The following is a 22150-nucleotide window of genomic DNA, read 5'->3' on the forward strand; positions in this document are numbered from 1 at the left end:
ATGCCCGCGGGGCCGTCGCGATGTGCCGCGGATAAGTCAAAGGCATAGCCGTCGCGCCAATCCGGTGCGGCGGGCCGGCGGGCCGCATTGGCGCCTCGGTGCATCCCGGGTTTCGCGCGCGCCCAGATCCATTTCTTGTGGTACTTACCTAGCCGCAATACCGTGTATTCCAAAACACAAATCGATCCGGTAGTGAGCTTCCGCAACTCGCAGGGCGAGCTGGTGCGGGGCACGATCATCAATCTCCAGCGCAAGTCCCTGGTGATGGAGGTCTATAACCCGTACTCGATTGTTCAGGTCAGCGAGGTGCTGAGCGAGCTGTCGGTCAAGATGGGTACGGAGCACGCTTATTCGGGCAAGGCGGTCGTCATCAGCATGGTCAATACCGGGCTGACCGCGATCGTCTCGGTCACGCTGATCGACGAGTGGCGCGAACTGAGCGGCGGCGTGCTCGAAGCGCGCGCGGTGGGCGAGGAAGCGCGCCGCTTCGCGCACGAATGGGCCGAGCGTTTCCAGATCCGCCGCGACTATCAGATCGCCGTCAACCAGTTGCGCGCGTTCCTCACCGACATGTCGCGCTGGGTCGAGCAGGCCGATCTCGCCGACACGCTGCCCAAAGAAGGCAAGAGCCTGCGCGAGGACTTCTTCCTCGAACTCGCCTCGCCGCTGATGCAGCGTACCAAGGTCTATTTCGACGAATTCGAAGGCGAAGCGCGCCTCGTGGACGAAGAACTCGCGCCCGCGCATCGCGCCTTCGCCCAGGCCGCGCTCCATCCGCTGCTGCTGCGCTCGCCCTTCGTGTTCCGCACCTTCACGAAGCCGCTCGGTTACGCGGGCGACTATCAGATGGTCAACCAGATGCTCGACGATCCGCGCCAGGGTCCGAGCACGTATTTCCAGATCGTCAACGCGGCCTTCCTGCAAACGGCCGTGGCGCGCGCGCATCGCAACCGCATCGACCTGCTGGTCGATTACCTCACGCGTCTCGCCAACGCGGCGCGCGCCGCGCAGCGGCCGTTCCGCGTGCTGAACGTGGGCTGCGGCCCCGCGCAGGAAATCCAGCGCTTCATTCAGGAATACGACGAGCCGCAATGGCTGACTTTCGAGCTGCTCGACTTCAGCCAGGAAACGCTCGACTGGACGCGCAACCGCCTCGGCGCGCTCGCGCAATCGTCGGGCAAGCCCATGATGATCAGCTACACGCACGACTCGGTGCATCATCTGCTCAAGCGCCGCATGGACGAGCACGCGCCCGACGCGCGCATTTTCGACGCGGTCTATTGCGCCGGGCTGTTCGACTATCTCTCGGACAAGGTCTGCGCGCGCCTGAATCAGTATTTCGCGAGCCGCACGCGTGCGGGCGGCCGTCTGCTCGTCACCAACGTGCACGCCGACAACCCCGAGCGCCTGAGCATGGAGCACGTGCTCGAGTGGTATCTGATCTACCGGAATGAAGCCCAGATGCGCGCCATCATGCCGGAGCACAGCCACGAGCCGCGCCTTTACACCGACCCGACCGGCGTGAACGTGTTCGCCGAAGTCGTGATCGGCCTGCCGCCCGCCGCCTGACATGACGTCCTCTCTGGTGGGGCTGCGATCGACCTATCGTGAAGAGCTGCGCGACTACCGGCTGCTGTGCAGCAAGGCGGGCGGCCTGACGGTGATCGCGCTCGTGCTGATGGGCATGGCGCTGGACTACGTCGTGTATCCGGATCAGCAGAAGACCTTCGCGCTCGTGCGCATGGCGACCAGCGCGGCGATCGGCGTCGCCCTGCTCTCGCTCTACACGCAGACGGGGCGGCGGCACGTGCAGATCATCACCTTCTGCTGGCTGCTGCTGCCGCAGGTCATGATTTCGTGGATGATCTACGCCACGCTCGGCGAAGGCTCGCTGTTCTACGCCGGACTCATGCTGACCATCTTCGCGGTGGGCATCCTGTTTCCCTCGGGCGCGTGGCAGACGCTCGCGTTCGGGTTCGCCACGGTCACGCTCTATTTCATCGCCTGCGCCGCGCATCCGGGCGGCATTCAGGACGCGAGCAAGTTCGAGTTCCAGCTCATCATCATTTTCTTCTGCGCGCTCGCCAGCTCCATCTACACGTACTTCAACGAGAAGGGCCGCTTCCAGCTCTTTCGCCTCAAGGACGAAGTCGCGCACAAGAACGACCAGCTCGCGCGCACCAACGAGAATCTCGCGCAGATCAAGGGCCAGTTGTTGCAGCAGGAGAAGATGGCCGCGATCGGCACCTTGTCGGCGGGGCTGCTTCACGAAGTCAACAACCCCGTGAACTTCTGCTTGATGGCGATCGAGATCGCCATGGAGGAGCCGGAGGTCAAGCACAGCGCATCGCTGCAGGAATGCCTGACGGACGTGAAGCAGGGCATGCACCGCATCCAGCACATCGTCTCCGACCTCAAGACCTTCGCGTACCGCAAGCCCGGCGCGGCGGCCGACGACGTGCCCTTCCTGTTCGAGAAGGCGCTCGATTCGTCGATCCGGCTCAGCGCGCACGAACTGCGCGGCGTGACGCTCACGCGCGAGTTGCCCGCCGACACGCTCGTGCTCGGCGACGAAGCCGCCATCATCGGCGTGCTCATCAATCTCTTTTCCAACGCGGCGCTGGCCATGCACAAGGCCGGCACCGCATCCCCGCAGATCCACGTGAGCGCGCACTGGCGCGAGGAGCGGCTGCACGTGAACGTGCGCGACAACGGCCCGGGCATCGCCGCCGAGCATCTCGCGCGCGTGTTCGAACCGTTCTTCACGACGCGCGAAGTCGGCCAGGGTCTCGGCCTTGGTCTGTCTATCAGCTATGCGGTGATCGAGCGCCACGGCGGCACGCTGTTCGCGGAGAGCCAGCTGGGCGAGTGGACCGCGTTCAATTTCGATTTGCCCCGTGTGGAGTGAGGCCGACATGAGCGACACCCAGCAAGTCCGGCCAACCGTCGTCTATGTCGACGACGAAGAACTGGCCCGCAAATATTTCGCGCGCTCGGCGGGCAACGCCTACGAGGTGCTGCTCGCCGAAAGCGCCGACGAGGCTCTCGCGCTCCTGAGCCGCGAAGGCGCGCGCGTCTCGGTGCTCGTCACCGACTTCCGCATGCCGGGCCGTCACGGCGACGCGCTGCTGCGGCAGATTGCGCAGGCCTATCCGCAGATCGTGCGGATACTCGTGACCGCCTTTGCCGACAAGGACGCGCTGCTCGACGCGCTCGCGTCCGGCGACGTGTTCCGCATTCTCGAGAAGCCGCTCAGCGTGAGCATGGTCCGCGAGGTGCTGGCTGCCGCCACGGCGCGCCCGCCGTCGGCCCCCAATTAAAGAATCGAATGCACAGGAGTAACTCATGAGCGACACGATGGCCAGCCCGATGACGCCAACGCCGACGCCGCCACCGCCGGCAATTCTGTTCGTCGACGACGAAGCGACCGCGGTCAAATATTTCGAGCGCGCGATCGGTGCGATCGCGCCGGTGGCGACGGCCGGCTCGGTGCAGGAAGGCAAGGCGCGGCTCGACGCGCACGCCGCCAGCCTCGCCGTGCTGGTCTCCGATCAGCGCATGCCGGGCGAACAGGGCAATGAATTGCTGCGCTATGCGCGCGAGCGTTATCCGCACATCGTGCGCATCCTGACGACGGCGTATTCGGAACTAGACCAGACCGTCGAGGCCGTCAATCAAGGGCAGATTCATCGCTACATCAAGAAGCCGTGGGACATCGCCGCGCTGCGCATGGAGATGAAACAGGCGCTCGAACTCGCGGGGCTGCGCAAGGAGCGCGACCAGCTCGTGCGCGAAAAGCTCGGCGTGATGCAGACGCAGACCGTGGCCACGCGGCTCGGCATCGTGCAGACGCTGTGCGCGAGCCTGATCGGCCCGGGACGCTTTCAGCCGGTGGAAACCTATCTGGCAGGCGCCGATCTCGCGGGCACGCACAACGTGGAGCCGGATTGGCAGCGCATGGATTACGCCGATCTCGTGCGCGCCGAAAGCGAGGACAGCGGCCGCTTCGGTCACGCGGTCGCCACGCACCTCGCGGCGCTGCGCGCGCAACACGCTCAACATCCGGAACGCGGCGCGGCCGACGCGCTGACGGTGTTCGCCGACGCACTCGGCGACGCCGTGCGCGGCAGCGGCGACGCGCTGGTCTGGACCGCGCCGCAGACGTTGAGCGAGTTTCTTACGCGACCGGTTGGGCAGGCTGTCTCGGCGCCCCATGCTGCGTGGCTCGCCTGCCTGCTGTGGCTCGAGGAAGCGGGCGGCGCGCTGCAGTTCGGCCGCGACGCGGACACGATTCTCTGCCGCGCCGCCGCGCGCAACGAAGGTTTTGCCGCCGATCGCCTGGCGGTGTGGATCGAGCGGTTTTCGGAACGCGCCTTCGAGCAGATGAGGGAAACGGCGCGGGTTTAAGCGCATGTCGAGCATGGCGAGCACGCGCTGCAATGGCGCTGTGCTTGCCTTCATCGCCCGTCGTTTGATTTCCCCGACCGATACCCGGTTTTTTTAAAAACCCTCATTTTTCGCCGATATTCGCCGAATTAACCGCGAGGTAAATCGGTAACAATTCTCCTCTCAGAAATTCGCGCAAACGTTTAACCAGCGGATTTCTATCCGCGATTTTCTTCTGCCTTACCTCGCCCCCATCAAATCCCGCTCACGCCCGCCACACCAGGCTCAGAGCGACTCATCCGCCAAAATCATCCCGCCCCTTTTTAAAGTAACGCGCGCAAACCTTTGCGTAAGATTACGAAATGAAAACCGCAGTATTTCGACTAAGTTAATACTTAATTTCTGATTCTTAACGCCGATAAACCCGCTGGCGGATCGGAGACCAGTTCCGCCTCGCTTCGGTCGTTTTCGTCACGCCCGGAACGAGCGCAATGGAAAAAGACGGGGAAATCGAACAATGAATCAGGCATACAACGTAGTCTGGAATGCGAGCCAGGGGACGTGGCAAGCGGTATCGGAACTCGCAAAACGACAGGGGCCGCGCTCCGTGTCGGTCGGCACGACGACGCGTGCGGCAGCCAGCGTGTGGCGTCCGGCGCTCAGCGCGCTGTCGCTCGCGGTCTCGGCGCTGACCATCATGACGCCGACTGGCGCGTACGCGGTCACGCCCGTGGGCGAGACCTATACCACGGGCGACGCGACGGTCGACTCGAACACGACGGTAAGCGGCACCTCCACCGGCATCGAAACCAACGGCAGCATTGGCGCGCTCACCAACAACGGCACGATCACCGGCGCGTTGTACGCGATCAAAAACGATGCGGGCAGCTCGATCGCCTCGCTCGTCAACGCCGGTACGCTCTCGGGCAACTATGGGGTGTACAGCTCCGGCACCATCGGCGCGATCGACAATCAGTCGATCATCACCGCCAACAACAACTCGGGCATTTACAACGTGCTCGGCTCGATCACCACGATCGAGAACGAGGCCGGCGCGCAGATCAACGCGCATAACACCGGCATCCGCAATACCGGCACGATCGATACGATCACCAACGCCGGCACGATTAACGGCACGACCTTCGCCGCCATCGACAACACCCCCGGCACCATCGGCTGGATCAACAACACGGGGCTGATGGAAGGCGCGCTGTACGGCATCTACAATGGCACGGTCACGAGCACGATCGGCACCATCGAGAACAGCGGCACCATTGCCGGCACGACCACCGGCGTCAACACCATCTACGGCATCTACAATGCCGGCTCGATCGGCACCATCGAGAACAACGGCACGGTCTCCGGCTATTCGGCAATCGGCAATCTGAGCGGCGCCACGATCGATTCGATCACCAACACCGCGCTGATCAGCGGCAGCGAGTACGGCGTCAACAACCTCGGCACGATCGGCACGATCACCAATAGCGGCACGATCTCCGGCAGCGTCGCCGTCATCAACGGCACCGGCGCCACGCTCGACTCGATCAGCAATACGGCGCTGATCAGCGGCACCACATTCGGCGTCGACAATCAAGGCACGCTCGACACGCTCGATAACGACGGCACGATCTCCGCCGGCCTATACGGCGTCTACAACATCGGCACCATCGGCTCGCTCGACAACGCCGGCACGATCTCCGGCACCAGCAGCGGCATCGACAACATGCCGAACGGCTCGATCACGGCGCTGGTGAACAGCGGCACGATCACGGGCACCAACAACGCCCTCATCAACTACGGCACGATTGGCTCGATCGACAATACGGGCCTCGTGAGCGCGGCCGCCGCCTTCTACAACGACGGCACGATCGGCACGCTCTCCAACAGCGGCACGATCACGGGCAGCATCTACGCGATCTCGAACGCCGCCTCGATCGGTTCGATCGTGAACTCGGGCGTCATCGCCGGCAACATCAACAACGGGTCGAGCACCGCGCTCACGATCAGCGGCGGCGCCGGCACGATCTTCGGCACGCTGACGGGCTACAACGGCGCGGCCGGCACGATCACGAGCACCGCGTCGGATCTCGTGTTCGACTCGGGCAACCTGCTGCTCAACGACACGGTCAACGTCGGCACCAACACGGTGTACAACAACAGCGCGACGCTCGAAGTCGACAGCGTCACGACCATCACCGGCAACTACTCGCAAGGTCAGGCGGCCACGCTGCTGATCGGCGTGACGAGCGGCGCGACCGCCACCGGCAGCCTCACCGACACCGGCTATGGCCGTCTCGTCGTCTCGGGCAACGCCACCATCGCCTCGGGTTCGTCGGTCGAGCTCAAGAGCACGACGGGCGGCTACAGCTTCGTCGCGGGCCAGCGCTTCGTGGTGGTCGACGCCACCGGCACCGGCACCTATAACGAAGGCACGCTGACCTACTCGATCGCGGGCGTCACCGCCACGCTGACCGGCACCTCGGTGACCACCACCAACGGCCACACCGACCTCGTCGTGACGGTCGACAGCGTGGGCACTACCACGTCGAGCGGCGACGGTTCGTCGAGCGGCGGCAGTTCGTCAAGCGGCAGCGGTTCATCGAGCGGCAGCGGCTCGTCCAGCACGTCGACCACCGACTACACCAAGGTCGCGACGCAGCCCAACGCCTCGCACGCAATCTCGGGCCTGCTCGGCTATACCGGCGTGAGCAACGCCGCGCTGCTGAATCTGTACGACGCGACGCTCGCTTCGCTCGCCTCCGGTTCGAGCGGCGCGGCCAATCAGATCGGCAAGCAGCTCGGACCGCTGCAGACGCAGTACGCGGGTTCGGCAGCCACGCTCGACGCGGTCGGCGTGGTGGGCGCGCACATCGACGCGCTGCGTATCGCGCACTCGTCGGGCGCCACCGGCCTTTCGACCGGCGACAGCCCCACGCACTGGACCGCCTGGGGCCAGGCATTCGGCGGCCACGCGAGCCAGGGCGAGCGCGACAACACCGACGGCTACAGCGCGAACTACGGCGGCCTGCTGCTCGGCGCCGACCGCAACTTCGGCGACAACTGGCGCGCGGGCGGCGCGTTCGACTACTCGCACACGGCGATCAACTTCACCGGCAGCGAGTCGGGCGACAGCGCCGATGTCAACGCCTACGGCCTGATCGGCTATGCGAGCTACACCGGTTCGCCGTGGTACGTGAACCTTTCCGGCGCCGCCACGCTCCAGCACTTCGACACCACGCGCGCCGTGACGATGACGGGCTACAGCGGCGTCGCCAACGGCAGCTTCAGCGGCCAGCAATACGTGGCGCGCGCGGAAACCGGCTGGCCGCTCGCGGTCGCGGGCATGACGCTCACGCCGCTCGCGAGCCTCACGTACAGCTACCTGAACGAAGCGGGCTACACTGAAACAGGCGGCAACGGTGCGGCGCTGACGATCGGCGGCGAGCATTCGAGCTCCGTGCGCAGCGCGCTGGGCGCGAAGCTCGAGAAGTCGTTCGGCACGTCGTACGGCGAACTCGTGCCCGAACTGCGCGTGCAGTGGGTTCACGACTACAATCGCACGCGTCAGACGACCAGCGCGAGCTTCGCCGCCGACCCGACGGGCGCCACCGCGTTCACGACGCTCGCCGCCACGCCGCTGTCGAATCTCGCCGATGTGTCGATCGGCGTGACCCTCGTGCGCGCGAACAACATGAGCGTGTCGGCGCGTTACGAGTTGCAGGCGGGTTCCGGGTTCGTGTCGAACACCGGCATCCTGCGTCTGCAACAGCGTTTCTGATGTCGCCTCATGAGCTTCTGATGTAACGGAAGCCGCACGGTCCGCCTGCCGCGCCGCCCACACGGGGCGCGGCAGGCGGAGCGCAAGTTTCAACCCGGCCCGCTGGGCCACGAATTCGAACACCGCATGCCGGATTCCAACGCTTCTCCGACCCTGACTTTCGCCGAAGCGCTCACGCGCGCCTACGCCCACTGGAACGCGGGGCAAGCCGCTCAGGCCGAACAGCTCTGCCAGCGCGTGCTGGCCGTGTCGCCGGGGCAATCCGATGCGTTGCATCTGCTGGGCCTCATGGCGCATGCCTACGGCAATCTCGACCTCGCGATCGAACATCTGCAAGGCGCCTGCCGCGCGCCGCAGGCGAACGCGGTCTGCCACGCGAATCTCGCGGAAATGTGCCGCCAGCGCGGCCGGCTCGTCGAAGCCGAAGCAGCCGCGCGCCGCGCCGTCGCGCTCGACGGCGAACTGGTCGCGGCCTGGAACAATCTCGGCATCGTGTTGCAGGAAACGGGCCAGTTCGACGAGAGCCGGCGCTGTCTCGAGCGCGTGGTCGCGCTCCAGCCCGACTCGGCCGACGCCCACAACAATCTCGGCAACACCTGGCGCAGGCTGGCCCGCTTCGATCTCGCCGAAGCCTGCTACCGCGAAGCGCTCGTCTGCAAGCCGTCGTTCGCGTCGGCACACAGCAATCTCGCGTTCCTGCTCTCGACCCAGGGACGTCTCGACGAGGCGGCCAGCGAAGCCCGTCTCGCGATCGATCTCGACCCGCGTCTGATCGACGCCTACCTCAATCTCGCCGATGTCGAAAGCGCGCGCCTCGACGCCGCCGCCGCGCTGCGCGCGCTCGACATGCTGGCCGCGTTCGCGCCGCGCCATCCGGGCGCGCTAATCGCGCGCGCCAAGGTGCTGCGCCAGTTCGAGCGGCACGACGAAGCGCTCGTGGTCGCGCGCGAGGCGCTTGCGCTGGCGCCGCAACACGCGGACGCGCATTACACGCTCGCGCTCGTGCTGCAGTCGCTCGGCCAGACCGCGCCCGCGCTCGACGCCTACGCACGCGCGGCGGCGCTGCCCGGCGCGCAGCGCGAGCGGGCGCTGCTCGGCCGCGCCGCGCTGCTGAACGAAGCGGGCCGCACCGACGACGCACTCGCGGCCTGGGAGCAGACGCTCGCCGCGTTTCCCGACTCGGTGCATGCGCGCGCAAGCCGCATGGAGGCGCGCCGCACCACCCGCGCCGACGACCCGGACATCGCCCGGCTCGAAGCCTTCATCGCCGACGGCGCGCAACGCGCGCGCCCCGAGCGGATCCTCGCGCGTTTCGCACTCGGCAAAGCCTGGCTCGAACTCCGCGAAAACGCGCGCGCCTTCGCGCATTTCGACGCGGGCAACCGCCTCAAGCGCGCGAGCCTCGTCTACGATCCGGCGGCCACTCATGCGTGGATGACGCGGATCGGCGAAGCCTGCGCCAATGCGCACTTCGATGGCACGCACTCGCCCGTGTCGGAACTGCCCGTCTTCGTGATCGGCATGCCGCGCTCCGGCACCACGCTGATCGAGCAGATTCTGTCCTCGCATCCGCAGGTCGCGGGTGCGGGCGAACTGTCCGCGCTGCGGCGCGCCGTCGAAGCGCGCGGCGCCTGGCCCGCGAGCGCCGCCATACTCGACGCCGCGCAACTCGCGCGCATCGGCAACGACTATCTGGCGCGCGTCGAACCGCTCGTGCAAGCCGGCTCGGCCCACGCAGCCATCACGCGCCTCGTCGACAAGATGCCCGCGAACTTTTTCTACGCCGCGCTCATTCCGCACATCCTGCCGCGCGCACGCATCGTGCACGTGCGGCGCGATCCCGTCGACACCTGCCTGTCGTGCTACACGCAACTGTTCGCGGGCGATCAGCGCTTCGCCTACGATCAGGGCGAACTCGGCGCGTTCTACGGCGACTACGCGCGCCTCATGGCGCAGTGGCGCGAAACGCTGCCCGCCGACCGCTTCATCGAAGTCGATTACGAAGACGTGATCGACGATCTCGAAGCTCAGGCTCGCCGCCTGATCGACTTCCTCGGTCTGGCGTGGGACGACGCCTGCCTCGACTTCCACGCGAATCCGCGCGTGGTGCGCACCGCGAGCGTCAACCAGGTGCGCCGGCCGCTCTACGCCACGTCGAAAGGCCGCGGGCGCGCTTACGCCGCGCATCTGCAACCCCTGCTTGCCGCGCTGGCCGCCGCGGGCGTCACGTCGCACGGAGACGCAGCATGAGCGCAGGCCAAATCGATCCCGCCGCGCTCGCGGCCCTCGAACGCTCGGCGCAAAACCTGCTCAACGCGGGGCGTTTCGACGAAGCGGAAGCGCTGCTCGCGCCCTCGCTCGCGTCGGGCACCGGACCGCTGCGCCTGTGGCGCCTGATGGCCGCCGCGCTGCGTCCGCAAGGCAAACTCGCGGGCACGCGCGCGATCCAGGAAATGCTGGTCGCGAATCTGCCCGGCGATTACCCGATACGTTTCGATCTCGCGGAAACGCTGCTGCTGCTCGGCGAATTCGAACGCGGCTGGCGCGAATATCGCTATCGCTACAGCCTCGCGCACACGACGCAATACGAGCGCAAGGTGCAGATGCCGCGCTGGGAAGGCCAGCGACTCACCGGCAAAACGCTGCTGATTCACGATGAACAGGGCTACGGCGACACCTTCCAGTTCATGCGCATGGTGCCGTGGGCGAAGGCGCGCAGCGGCGCGCGCGTGGTGCTCGAAGTGAACGCCGAAGCGCTGCCGCTCGCACGCCGCCTCGGCGGCTACGACGAACTCGTCGTGCGCGGCGAACTGCCGCCCGCCTTCGATCAGCATTGCGAAATGATGAGCCTGCCGATGGCGATGCAGCTCAAGCTGACCGACCTGCCCGGCCAGGTGCCCTATCTGAGTGCCGATCCGCAACGCGTCGAGCACTGGCGCGCGCGCCTCGCCCATCTGCCGCGTCCGCTCGTCGCGCTCGTCTGGGCCGGTCGTCCGACGCACGGCAACGACGCGAACCGTTCGATGGCGCTCGCCCGCCTCGCGCCGCTCGCGGCCACGGGCGCGAGCTTCGTCTCGATCCAGAAAGGCCCCGCCGAAGCGCAGGCGAACGAGCCGCCCGCGGGCATGTCGCTTTTATCGCTGAGCGACGAGATTCGCGATTTCGAGGACACGGCCGCGATTCTCGAAGTCGCCGACCTGCTGATTTCCGTCGATTCGTCGCCGGTGCATCTGGCGGGCGCGCTCGGGCGGCCGGTCTGGGTAATGCTGCCGTTCGTGCCCGACTGGCGCTGGCTGCTCGGCCGCGACGACAGCCCGTGGTATCCGTCGATGAAGCTCTATCGCCAGCCGCAGCGCGGCGACTGGGACAGCGTCACGCGCGCGCTCGCCAGCGATCTCAAGCGCCTTGCGGCGAAGACGCCGAGGCGCGCCACACCATGAACTTCACGAGCATCATGCGGCGCTTCCCGCTTTTGAACCTGTCGCGCGCATTCGGCAGTTTCGGCCTGATCGTCGGCGCGGCTTTGCAGTTGAGCGGTTGCGCGGCGCTCGACCGCGACGCGCACGCCGACGCACTCGCCGCGCACGCCGCCCCCGCTCCGCTGGTGCGCGAGCAGATCGCCACGCCGCAATTCGTGCTCACGGCATGGACACGCATCACGCAGCCGGGCCAGCCGATCGACGTGTATATCGAAGGCGACGGCCTCGCGTGGCTCTCGCGCAGCGAACCCTCGCTCGATCCCACGCCGCGCGAAGCAACCGGCCTCGCGCTCGCCGCCGCCGATCCCGGCCCGAACGTGGCCTATCTCGCGCGCCCTTGCCAGTTCACGCCGATGGCGCTCAATCCGCGCTGCTCGGTGCCCTGGTGGACCGGCAAACGTTTTGCGCCTGAGGTAGTCGCGTCGATGAACGACGCCGTGGGCCAGATCGCCGCGCGCGCGCCGGGCCAGCGTCTGAATCTGATCGGCTTTTCCGGCGGCGGCGCGATTGCCGTGCTGGTCGCCGCGCGCCGCCACGACGTCGCCACGCTGCGCACCGTCGCGGGCAATCTCGACGACGAATACATCAATCGCACCCACGGCGTTTCCGCGATGCCGGATTCGCTCAATCCCGTCGATGCCGCCGCGCGCGTCGCCACGATTGCGCAGATCCACTTCGACAGCGACGCCGACCGCATCGTCACGCCCGAAGTCGCGCGCCGGTTCGCGGCGGCGGCGGGCGGCCGCTGCGTGAGCGTGCGCACGGTGCCGGGCATGGAACACGACGGCGACTGGAGCCGTCAGTGGCCCATGCTATTGCAGATCGCGCCACGCTGCGAATCAAGCAACGAATAAAGCCGGAACGCACGCGCCGCCGCAGTGCGTCGCCGCAGTGCGTCGCCGCACCACGTCGAGGCATGGACACCCCAACGCGGGGAATCGCGAACCGCGCACTTAAGTGCGCGCACAACCTTGCCGTCAAACAGAGAGAATGGCGCGTAATCTCGCGCGCTAATATTGGGCACGTCGATTTTCAGTACAGAATGTAGCGTAAAACAGGGTGTCATTTTGGCGCGAGCGATGAAACACAATCCGTTTTTTCGACTACTGGGCCGTTTGCGCGTGGGCCGCAAATTGCTGCTGATCTATCTGCTCGATCTGAGCGCGGTGGTGTATATCAGCAGCATCCTGATTCACGAGAAATACATGTCGATCGATTTCTCGCAAAAGGAAATCGTCGGCAATGCTTATCTCGCGAGCGTGCGCGACGCCATCATCGACGTCGCCCAGCGCGGCGCGGGCGGTACGCTCGACGCGTCGCGCGTGGCGCGCACCACCGCCGCGCTCGCCAATGCCGAGCAGCAATACGGCGCCAACATGCAGAGCGGCGAGCTGAATGCGCGCGTGCGCGCCGCGCTCGATGCGCTCACGCAGGTGCCCGACACCTCGATCGCCGCCGAGACCGCCAACTCGCGCGCCGTGCACGACGCGCTCTCGGCCTGCCGCGATCTGATCACGCGCGTGGGCAATCAATCGAATCTGATTCTCGACCCCGACCTCGACAGCTATTACTCGATGTCGCTGTCGATCCTGCGCTACCCCGCGCTGCTCGACGCCGTGGACGGCATCGGCCATCGTCTGCACGAAGGCGCGAACGATGCGCAGCGGCGGCGCGAACTGAGCACGCGCTATCTCGTGCTCGAAGGTCAGCTCGATGCCGTGGCGCAAGGGCTGCGCTCCGACTTCGCCGAAGCGGGCGCGGCCAACGAACATGTCCAGCGCGCGCTGAATCCGCCGATCACCCGCCTGCTCGCGGCGCTCGAAACGTATCGCGACGCCGCGCGCGTGGCCGTGGCCCACGACGGCGCCGACGACGCCTCGCGCGACGCCGCCGACGCGGCCCAGCGCGCGCTCGTCGCGAGCGTGGGCGATGCGTGGCGCGCCACCGGCGCGGAACTCGACACGCTGCTGCACGCGCGCGTGAGCGGGCTGTTCTCGCGCATGTGGCTGCATCTGGGCACCGCGCTGTTTCTGCTGTGCGGCATTCTGTCGATGGTCTATCTGGTCGCGCAGCAGATCTCGCGGCCGCTGCGCCAGCTCGCGCGCGTGATGGACACCGTGCGCCGCACCGGCGACCATCGTCTGCGCGCCTCGTGGCACAGTCAGGATGAAATCGGCCAGCTGGTGAGCGGCTTCAACGACATGCTCGCGCAGCTCGATCACGAGCGCGACGTGCAGAAGGAACTCGCCGCCACGGCGCGCGCGTCGGAAGCGCAGCACGCGCTCGTGGAAGCCACGCCGGTGCCCATGATGGTCACGGCCGTGCCCGGCCACGAAGTGCTGCACGCCAATCATCCGGCGCTCTACTGGCTCAATGGCCGCACCTCCGACCCGTGGGCCTACGGACTCGATTCCGCGGTGCGCGCACGCTTTTTCCAGCAGCTTTCCGATCGCGACGCCATCGACGAATTCGAAGTGCGCTGGATGGCGAGCGAGGAGCCCACGTGGGCGATGCTCTCGGCGCGCCGCCTCAAGTTTCAGGGCCGCGACGCGGTGCTCACCGCCTTCACGCCGATCAATCAGATCAAGCTGATGGAGCAGCGTCTCGAACTCTGGGCGAAAGTGTTCGAGGCTTCATCCGAAGCCATCCTCATTCTCGACAGCGAACGCCGCCTGCTGACCGCGAACGCTTCGTTCTACCGCGCCACCGGCTATCGCGCCGCGAACATCAGCGGCATGCTGCCGCGCTTCATCGTGGCGAGCGGCAGCGACGCGCCGCTGATGGAACAACTCGCGGCGCTCGTCGACATCTCCAGCGTCTGGAACGGCGAAGCCGTCGTGCGGCGGCGCGCGGGCGGCGACTATCCCGCGTGGCTCATGATCAGCGCCGTGCGCGACAAGCACGGCGGCGTCTCGCACTACATCTGCACGCTGATCGATATTACCGACCGCAAGAAGAGCGACGCGCGCATTCAATTTCTCGCCGAGCACGACGTGCTCACCGAATTGCCCAATCGCGCGCTGTTCACGCGACGCCTCGGCGCAGCCATCGAAACGGCGCGGCAAAGCGGCGAACAGTTGGCCGTGCTCTTCATCGACCTCGACCGCTTCAAGGACATCAACGACACGCTGGGCCATCACGCGGGCGACGGCCTGCTGCGTTCGGTCTCGCGACGCCTGCTGCAATCGGTGCGCGCGGGCGACACGGTCAGCCGGCTCGGCGGCGACGAATTCATCGTGCTGCTTGGCGGCGTGACGAGCGCGGCCGACGTCGGCCACCTGATCGACGAACGGCTGCTGCCGCTGATGCGCGAGCCGCACACGCTCGGCGGCATGAGCCTGCAGGTGGCGTGCAGCATCGGCATCGCGCTGTATCCGGGCGATGGTGAGGATATCGAAACATTGATGCAGAACGCCGACGCCGCCATGTACCGCGCCAAAGCGGGCGGCCGCAATCTCGTCAAGTTCTTCTCGCAGGAAATGGCCGAGAGCACGCGCCATCGTCTGGAGCTGGATGCGCATTTGCGCACCGCCGTCGAGCGCGGCGAACTCTGGCTCGCGTATCAACCCTGCGTGCACGCCGAAACGGGCGAGCTGATGAGCGTGGAAGCGCTGCTGCGCTGGCAGCATCCGCATCTGGGACTCGTGCCGCCCGCGCAATTCATTCCGATTGCGGAGGAAACGCGGCTCATCGTGCCGATCGGCGCGTGGGTGATCGACGAAGCCTGCCGCCAGATCGCGCGGTGCCGCGCGGCGGGCTTGCCGCCGATGCGCGTGTCGATCAATCTATCGGTCGTGCAGTTGCGCGACGACGCGCAACTCGTCGAGCGGCTGCGCGCGAGCCTTGCCGCGCATGACGTCGATGCGGGCAGCCTCGAACTCGAAATCACCGAAACCGTGCTGATGGAAAGCGTGGACCGCTATCTGGGCGTGGTCAACGAGATTCGCGCGCTGGGCGTGAAGCTGTCGCTCGACGACTTCGGCACCGGTTATTCGAGCCTCAGTTATTTGCCGCGTTTTCCGCTCGACCGGCTCAAGATCGATCGCGCGTTCGTGAACGGCCGTCTCGACGCGCCCGCCGATCTCGCCGTCATCCGCGCGATCGTCGGGCTCGGACATGAACTGGGATTGCGCGTGGTCGCCGAAGGCGTGGAGCAGGAACACGAAGCCCAGGCGCTGCGCCGCATTGGTTGCGACGAGTTGCAAGGCTTTCTGTATGCGAAGCCGCTGCCGCACGACGCGCTGCTGCAGTGGATACAGGCACGCGCCGAGACCTGCATGGGCGAGGCGGTTTAGACGACTGAAGCGACTGGGGCGACTGAAGCGACTGGGGCGACTGAGGCGATCAGCGCCGCGCAGGCAAAGACATCACAGGAATTTCAGCGCGAGCATAATCGTGCTGACCACCGTGCCGACTGCGGCGAAGCATTTGCCCACGCCGAACGCCGTGTTCGTGGGCGGCGGCTTCGAGGGATCGGGCAAGCCGAGCACGCCGTAAGTGACCGACTTGAGCGACGAAGGCGCATCGGCCGGGTCCGTTGCACTCGTCGAACTCGTCGAGTCAGTCGAACCGGTTGCGTCCGCTGCATCCGCGCCGGACGTGCCGGCGTCCTGCGTGCCGGCATCCTCGCTGTTCGTGCTTTGTGCGCTGCCGGCCAACGCCTGAGCGCTCTTTTGCAGGCCCTCGTCCGACAACGTAACTTTCGTGCTGGGCTCGGGTGCCAGACCCGCATCGCTGGCTGTTGTGGGCGTCGTTGCGCCGACGCGTGTATTCGCAGCCAGAGCCTGACTGGAGGTGGACGACGTTACCTGCATAGTTGACTACTCCCCGCCTATTTACGCGCCGACATGAAGCTTTAACGTTTGCGTGCTTTAACGTTTGCGTGCTTCATCGTGCGACGCCGCCGATATTCGTTCACTTTTATATCGACCGGGAATTTGAATACTTGAGGTTTACACCCATAGATTTAATTCGGACAATTGAATTACTTCCCATTCATTTCCAATCCTTTCCTGCGTGTAATAATTTAGTCGATTTCGAATAACATGAATCCCTCACGAGGTGCATTCCATTGAGCGTCGAAAATTTTGAAACCACCGCGCTGCAGTCGGCACGCCTGAGCCTCGCGCCGTTGCGCGCGCAACATGCCGCCATCCTGTTCGAAGGGTTGAGCGACCCGGCCGCCTATCGCTACATTCCACAAACGCCGCCCGCCAGCGTGGAAGCTTTGCAGTCGCGCTACGAGAAGCTGGAGAGCCGCCGCTCGCCGGATGCGAGCGAAGCATGGCTGAACTGGGCGCTCATCGGCGACGATGGCCGCGCGCATGGCTATGTTCAGGCGACGATACAACTGGCGGCGCGGGAAGCGTGGATCGCCTATTTCGTTTTTACGCCGAGCCAGCGTCAGGGTTACGCAAAGGAAGCGCTGGGCGCGCTGCTGCCGGCGTTACGCGAGGTGTACGGCATCGGGCGCTTTCATGCGGAAATCGACACGCGCAATATCGCGTCGATCCGGCTCGTGGAATCGCTGGGATTCGAATGCGTGCGGCGTATCGATCACGCCGACGAATTCAAAGGCGCCATCAGCGACGAATTCCACTACGCGCTGACGATGGCGTCTTGAACCAAGACCATGCCGAACCGGTTGGTCACGCAACCGACGCGAGTTCCGCGAAATTCGTCGTGCGGGCTTCGCAAGCCTGCACGAGTTTCAGATCGTGACTCGAAAAGAACACGACGCGATCTTTCGCCAGCGTCTTGAACAGGTCGACGAGCACGGCGCGTGCGGTCGCGTCGAGCCCGTTGCCCGGTTCGTCCGCGATGATGACCGCAGGGTCGCCAATCGTCGTCGCGGTCAGGAAGAACTTCTTGCGCGTGCCGAGTGACATCTGCTCGAAGCGCTTCTCCAGATGCGGCTCCAGGCCGAAGCGATGCGCGAGGTCGATCACGCGCGCATCCACCGTGGTCTGCCTGGCCGAGGCCACGAGTTCGAGCAGTTCTCGCCCGGTCTGAAACGGATACGCCATGCAGTCATCGGGCACGAAAGCCAGCGCGGCTTTTGCCTTGAGCGGCTCGGTGCGCAGCGAATGGCCGTCGATCCAGATCTCGCCTTCGCTGGCGTCGATCGCGCCCGCGAGCATGCCGAGCAAGGTGGATTTGCCGCTGCCGTTTTCATCGCAGAGCGCCACGCATCCCGGGCCGGACGCGTAATGAAGACCCTGAAAAATGACGTGACTTCCGTAGCGTTTGCTGAGGTGTTCGAATCGGAGCATGGAGAATGAGGTCAAACGAAAAAGTGCCAGGCGGCCGCGACCCAGATCGCGGCCAGCAGCAGCGGCGCAATGGCCGCGAACGGGAGTGAGAGCGTCAGCGTCGCCAATGCCTGCGCAGCAAACGCGCCGCGCTAAAGGCGTACCACCGAAGCCGAAGAGACAGCAGCATGTCCCTGTTTCCGCTTATTGAGTCTTTCGCCATTCTCCAATATATCGGCGAAGGATCGACGAAAAGCGTCAATAAAGCGGCGATAAAGCGGCAATAACTGCGTCGCTACGGCGCCGCTTTCTCGATCATGCAATGCAAACGCGCCATCGACCGCGCATCGAGCGTATGCATTTCGCAGCCCACGCGGCTCCAGCCGCGTTCATGATCTTCGGCGATCCAGCGCACGTCGAGAAACACGGCCACGACGATCTCGTCCTCGTCGTCCACAGCCGACGACTGGAGCCAGCCCGACACCGTTTCGCCCCGCGAAAACAAGCCGCTTCGCGCATGCAGCAGCGCGCCGTGCGAGCTCAGATCGGCAACCTGCGCGAGCGCCCTGCCGTCCTTGTTCAGCAACAGCGGCGCGAAAAGCATCGGCGTGCGCACGTCGCGCCGGAAATCGCGTTCACTTCCCATATGAATCACACCCGTTTTTCAGCATGTATTTTTATCGTGCTGATCGCGTCGAGGACCCGGTTCAACTCGATTCAGGTCCCGCCCGGCTTTCCGTATAAAGGAAATATTTAAATCATCACCATGCGGTGCGGATTGTAGCGTGTGCGCTTGTCATCGAACACTAATTATTCCGGACCAAGCGAATCGTAAGCTATCTGAATGCGCGATTGCCACGCATGCGCCACGCAAGCGCCGCATGAGCGGCATTGTCGGCGCATTCGGCACGCGGCATTCAGCTTTTCATCGCGAACGCGCCCGCCATGGCCTGACGAAACTCGCCGCCCGCGAGCGGCGATCCGCACAGAAAACCCTGCATCTGGTCGCATTCGAGCGCGAGCAGCTTGAGCGACTGCGCGACGGTTTCCACGCCCTCCGCCACCACTTCGATGCCCAGCACGCGGGCAAGCGCCATGACCGCCGAGAGCAACGCCGAACTGCGCGCCGAGGTGTCGTCGAGACCGCTCACGAAGGCGCGGTCGATCTTGATCTGATCGACGCGGAAATCGTGCAGATGCCCGAGGCTCGACAACGCCGAGCCGAAGTTGTCGAGCGCCACGGCATAGCCGCGGTCGCGCAACGCCTGCACGATACGCCGCGTGCGGTCTACGTCCTGCATCGCGGTCGCTTCGCTGATCTCGAACATCAGGCGCTCGGGCGGCACGCCGGCCGCCGTCACGATCGCGTCGATCCGCTCGACGATCCGCGGCAGATTGAACTGCATCGCCGAGAGATTCATCGCGATCGGCATCGGCGCGAGTCCTTCGCGATCCCACTCGACGAGATGCGCGCAGATCTCGCGCAGCACCCAGTCGCCGATGGCGATCATCAGCCCCGCGCGCTCGGCAATCGGAATGAATTCGAGCGGCGGCACGTTGCCGAGCACCGGATGCGCCCAGCGCAGCAGCGCTTCGGCGCCCGTCATGGCCTTGCCGTCCACGGTGAATTTGGGCTGAAACACGAGATCGAACTGCTTGCGCGCGAGCGCCACGTGCAGGTCGCGCTGGATATGCAGCGAGCGCAGCGTGGACTGGCTCATGCTGTCCTCGAAGCGGCGGAAGGTGTTGCGGCCGCCGCGCTTGGCGGCGTACATCGCGCAGTCGGCGTGGCTCAGCAGCGTGTCGAGCGTCGTGCTCTCGTCCTGCGAAAGCGCAATGCCGATGCTCGCGCCGATGCGGATCGGAATCGCCTCGGCGAGCACGAACTCGTCGGCGAGACTCGCGAGTATCTGGCGCGCGATGGTGTCGGCGATCGCGCCGGCATCCGTATTGCCGATCGGGCTCGCATCGTTCGCCTCGGCACGCAGGCCGTTCCCGCGCCGCTGCGCGCCCGGCAAGCCCGACACCACCACCACGAATTCATCGCCGCCCAGCCGCGCCACCAGATCGCCTTTGCGCGCACAACCGGAAATGCGCTCGGCCGCCTGACGCAGCAGATCGTCGCCGATCTTGTGGCCGAGCGTGTCGTTGACGGCCTTGAAGCCGTCGAGATCGACGAACAGCACGGCCAGCGCGCCGCCGCCGCGCGTGCTGCGCTGGACGAGTTCCTTCGCGCGCGCCATCAGATACGCGCGGTTGGGCAGGTCGGTGAGCGCGTCGTGCGTGCCGAGATGACGAATGGTGCGGGTCGCGCGGTCGAGCGAGGCGGACAGGCGGCTCGCCTGCGTGCCGAAGATCCACAACGTGCCGACGAGCACCGCCGTCGAGGCCACGCCCACCACGAACGCCAGCGTGGTGGCGTCGACCTTGTGCGCGCTCAGGCAGCGGCTGCCCTCCGCGAACGTGGCGGCGCTCATGCCCGTGTAATGCATGCCGGTGATCGCGAAGGCCATGATGGCCGCGGCCGCCAGACGTTTCCAGACGATGTTCTCGCGCCGCGAATCGCGCAGATGGAACGCGAGCCAGAGCGCCGCGATGGACGCGCCAATCGCGATCGCCACCGACAGCGCCACGCGCGAAAAGTCATAGTCGATGGACGGCGACATGCGCATGGCGATCATGCCGGTGTAGTGCATGGCGGCCACGCCGACCCCCATCACCACGCCCGCCGCGAACAGGCGCCGCGCCGACAGATGGCCGCGGCTCACGGTGGCGAGCGCCACGAGCGCCGCGAGCACGGCGAGCGCGAGCGAGGCGGCGCTCACGTCGAGGTCGTAACCCACGGCAATCGGCAAGGTCAGCGCGATCATGCCGATGAAATGCATCGACCAGATGCCGATGCCCATCGCGCACGCACTGCCCGCCAGCCAGGCATGACGCCATCGGCTGCTGGTCACGGCACTGAGCATGGCCGCGCCTTCGAGCGCCGTAAATGACGCGAGGAACGCGACCACCACCGACAGACACGTCAACAGCGGGTTATAGACACCGTTCATTCGTGGCCCTTTGCGCGCCCGTCTCTACTGCGCGTCGTTCTGATTCTGATTAGGTCTCGTGTTCGCACGCGCGTGAGCCGCCCGCAATCGGGCCGCACGGCGCGCGTGCACCGTCGCCGCGTCTCTCAGCGCGGCGGGGATTTTTTAGTCGTCGACAAGACGCATCGATGCCTATCGACTCACGCCATATCGGCAGATACGGGAAAACCTTAAGGTCAATCGCACACGGCGCGCCAGCGTTTGCTTCGTTAATTGATTACGGCGCATTACCGCGCGCCCGGGCGGCTCAGTTCTTGACCGGATAAAACCAGAGATTGCGGTCGGTATAGCCGAATTGCCGGAGAATGGCGGCGAGCGAGCCGTCGGCGCGCATTTCGTCGAGCGCGCGCGAGACCGCGTGATTCAGATCGACGTCGCCCTTGCGCAGCGCATAGCGCGCGTAACCGTATTCCTGCGGCAACGGCCGGTAATCGGTCACGAACTCCATGCCCGCATTCGGATGCTGCTTCAAAAAGAGGCCGATCTTGATGCCGTCCTCCATCGCCACATCGATGCGCCCCGCAATCAGATCCGCGAATTCGGCTTCGCTGCTCGTATAGAGCTTCAGCTCCTTGAGATCCTTGCGCCCTTCTAGCAACTGGTGATTGAGGCTCCCGCGCAAGGTGCCGATCGTGCGGCCGCTGAAGTCGTCCCAGCCATGAATCTTCAACGGATTGCCGCGCTGCACGGCGATCGCCGAGCCATACCAGTAGGCCGGACTCGTGAACGCCACCACGCGCAGACGCTGCGCGTTCTCGTGCAGGTTGTCGACGATGATATCGGTGCGGCCCGAGAGCAGCGTCGGAATCATCGCGTCGAACGGCATGATGTTCCAGGTGACTTTCTCGATGCCGAGCCGCTTCATGATCTCCTTGAAGATGCGCACGTCGGTGCCGTCGAACGCGTGCGTCTTGTCGTCGAGATAGGTGGACGGCGGATCGGCGGCGATCGCGAGCGTCACGCCGTTGCGCACCGCGCGCGCATACGAGCCGTCACCGCCATCGAAACGCACCCCGCTGATGACGCCGTTGCTCGCCACGTTGTCGTCGGCGAAGGCGTTGGGCAACGCGACCAGACCCGCCAGCAAGGCGGCCAGCGCCAGCATGTATTTGCGCACGAAACGCTCCACGGAAAAGTAAATTAACGACGCTTTTAAAGCAT

Annotated in this window: 15 protein-coding genes; 10 read left to right on the top strand and 5 right to left on the bottom strand. The window is 65.5% G+C overall.

The genetic code is table 11. The features are described from left to right. Positions 1-162 precede the first annotated feature (162 nt). From G5S35_RS32655 to G5S35_RS32695, 9 genes are all read left to right on the top strand, one after another. Complete coding sequence (locus G5S35_RS32655; protein ID WP_065057850.1) at positions 163-1569, top strand: class I SAM-dependent methyltransferase; 1407 nt, start codon at positions 163-165, stop codon at positions 1567-1569. 1 nt (position 1570) lies between these two features. Continuing rightward, positions 1571-2908, top strand: coding sequence for a sensor histidine kinase (locus tag G5S35_RS32660; protein WP_074986557.1), 1338 nt, complete (start codon positions 1571-1573; stop codon positions 2906-2908). Between the two features lie 7 nt (positions 2909-2915). Then, positions 2916-3320: a response regulator gene (locus G5S35_RS32665; protein WP_065057848.1), complete on the top strand. Its 405-nt coding sequence runs from the start codon at positions 2916-2918 to the stop codon at positions 3318-3320. 25 nt (positions 3321-3345) lie between these two features. Beyond that, on the top strand, positions 3346-4407 hold the full coding sequence (locus tag G5S35_RS32670; protein WP_183040534.1) for a response regulator: 1062 nt from the start codon (positions 3346-3348) through the stop codon (positions 4405-4407). 496 nt (positions 4408-4903) lie between these two features. After that, complete coding sequence (locus G5S35_RS32675; RefSeq protein ID WP_183040535.1) at positions 4904-8164, top strand: autotransporter domain-containing protein; 3261 nt, start codon at positions 4904-4906, stop codon at positions 8162-8164. A 126-nt stretch (positions 8165-8290) separates the two neighbouring features. Then, positions 8291-10414, top strand: coding sequence for a tetratricopeptide repeat-containing sulfotransferase family protein (locus G5S35_RS32680; RefSeq protein ID WP_183040536.1), 2124 nt, complete (start codon positions 8291-8293; stop codon positions 10412-10414). Further along, complete coding sequence (locus G5S35_RS32685; RefSeq protein ID WP_183040537.1) at positions 10411-11604, top strand: glycosyltransferase family 9 protein; 1194 nt, start codon at positions 10411-10413, stop codon at positions 11602-11604. The genes G5S35_RS32680 and G5S35_RS32685 overlap by 4 nt, the downstream gene beginning before the upstream one ends. Beyond that, positions 11601-12497 carry an alpha/beta fold hydrolase gene (locus tag G5S35_RS32690; protein ID WP_237181929.1) on the top strand — a complete coding sequence of 299 codons (897 nt, stop codon included), beginning with the start codon at positions 11601-11603 and terminating at the stop codon, positions 12495-12497. Before G5S35_RS32685 ends, G5S35_RS32690 begins: the two co-directional genes overlap by 4 nt. 225 nt (positions 12498-12722) lie before the next feature. Beyond that, entirely contained in the window at positions 12723-15938 is a 3216-nt protein-coding gene (locus G5S35_RS32695) for an EAL domain-containing protein (protein ID WP_183040538.1), read from the top strand. Positions 15939-16010: 72 nt separating this feature from the next. On the opposite strand, the gene G5S35_RS32700 is transcribed toward G5S35_RS32695, so the two are convergent. Further along, positions 16011-16337 (bottom strand): hypothetical protein, encoded by a 327-nt coding sequence (locus tag G5S35_RS32700; protein WP_065057844.1) that lies wholly within the window; start codon positions 16335-16337, stop codon positions 16011-16013. A 377-nt stretch (positions 16338-16714) separates the two neighbouring features. Here G5S35_RS32700 and G5S35_RS32705 point away from each other — a divergent pair, with 377 nt between their 5' ends. Next, on the top strand, positions 16715-17266 hold the full coding sequence (locus tag G5S35_RS32705) for a GNAT family N-acetyltransferase (RefSeq protein WP_183040539.1): 552 nt from the start codon (positions 16715-16717) through the stop codon (positions 17264-17266). A gap of 25 nt (positions 17267-17291) precedes the next feature. On the opposite strand, the gene G5S35_RS32710 is transcribed toward G5S35_RS32705, so the two are convergent. From G5S35_RS32710 to G5S35_RS32725, 4 genes are all read right to left on the bottom strand, one after another. After that, positions 17292-17915 carry an ATP-binding cassette domain-containing protein gene (locus G5S35_RS32710; protein WP_183040540.1) on the bottom strand — a complete coding sequence of 208 codons (624 nt, stop codon included), beginning with the start codon at positions 17913-17915 and terminating at the stop codon, positions 17292-17294. 274 nt (positions 17916-18189) lie between these two features. Next, positions 18190-18540: a PilZ domain-containing protein gene (locus G5S35_RS32715; protein WP_065057842.1), complete on the bottom strand. Its 351-nt coding sequence runs from the start codon at positions 18538-18540 to the stop codon at positions 18190-18192. Between the two features lie 271 nt (positions 18541-18811). Continuing rightward, on the bottom strand, positions 18812-20950 hold the full coding sequence (locus G5S35_RS32720; protein WP_183040541.1) for a putative bifunctional diguanylate cyclase/phosphodiesterase: 2139 nt from the start codon (positions 20948-20950) through the stop codon (positions 18812-18814). A gap of 286 nt (positions 20951-21236) precedes the next feature. Beyond that, positions 21237-22106 (bottom strand): substrate-binding periplasmic protein, encoded by an 870-nt coding sequence (locus tag G5S35_RS32725; protein WP_161495546.1) that lies wholly within the window; start codon positions 22104-22106, stop codon positions 21237-21239. Positions 22107-22150: the final 44 nt, after the last annotated feature.

The sequence above is a fragment of the Paraburkholderia tropica genome (genome assembly GCF_014171495.1).
GTDB classification, from domain to species: domain Bacteria; phylum Pseudomonadota; class Gammaproteobacteria; order Burkholderiales; family Burkholderiaceae; genus Paraburkholderia; species Paraburkholderia tropica.

Bases quoted from the DNA above. Each gene is read 5' to 3' on its own strand.
- G5S35_RS32720 (WP_183040541.1), bottom strand. From the start codon at position 20,950: ATGAACGGTGTCTATAACCCGCTGTTGACGTGTCTGTCGGTGGTGGTC.
- G5S35_RS32660 (WP_074986557.1), top strand. From the start codon at position 1,571: ATGACGTCCTCTCTGGTGGGGCTGCGATCGACCTATCGTGAAGAGCTG.
- G5S35_RS32680 (WP_183040536.1), top strand. From the start codon at position 8,291: ATGCCGGATTCCAACGCTTCTCCGACCCTGACTTTCGCCGAAGCGCTC.
- G5S35_RS32670 (WP_183040534.1), top strand. From the start codon at position 3,346: ATGAGCGACACGATGGCCAGCCCGATGACGCCAACGCCGACGCCGCCA.
- G5S35_RS32675 (WP_183040535.1), top strand. From the start codon at position 4,904: ATGAATCAGGCATACAACGTAGTCTGGAATGCGAGCCAGGGGACGTGG.
- G5S35_RS32695 (WP_183040538.1), top strand. From the start codon at position 12,723: ATGAAACACAATCCGTTTTTTCGACTACTGGGCCGTTTGCGCGTGGGC.
- G5S35_RS32715 (WP_065057842.1), bottom strand. From the start codon at position 18,540: ATGGGAAGTGAACGCGATTTCCGGCGCGACGTGCGCACGCCGATGCTT.
- G5S35_RS32710 (WP_183040540.1), bottom strand. From the start codon at position 17,915: ATGCTCCGATTCGAACACCTCAGCAAACGCTACGGAAGTCACGTCATT.
- G5S35_RS32685 (WP_183040537.1), top strand. From the start codon at position 10,411: ATGAGCGCAGGCCAAATCGATCCCGCCGCGCTCGCGGCCCTCGAACGC.
- G5S35_RS32690 (WP_237181929.1), top strand. From the start codon at position 11,601: ATGAACTTCACGAGCATCATGCGGCGCTTCCCGCTTTTGAACCTGTCG.
- G5S35_RS32665 (WP_065057848.1), top strand. From the start codon at position 2,916: ATGAGCGACACCCAGCAAGTCCGGCCAACCGTCGTCTATGTCGACGAC.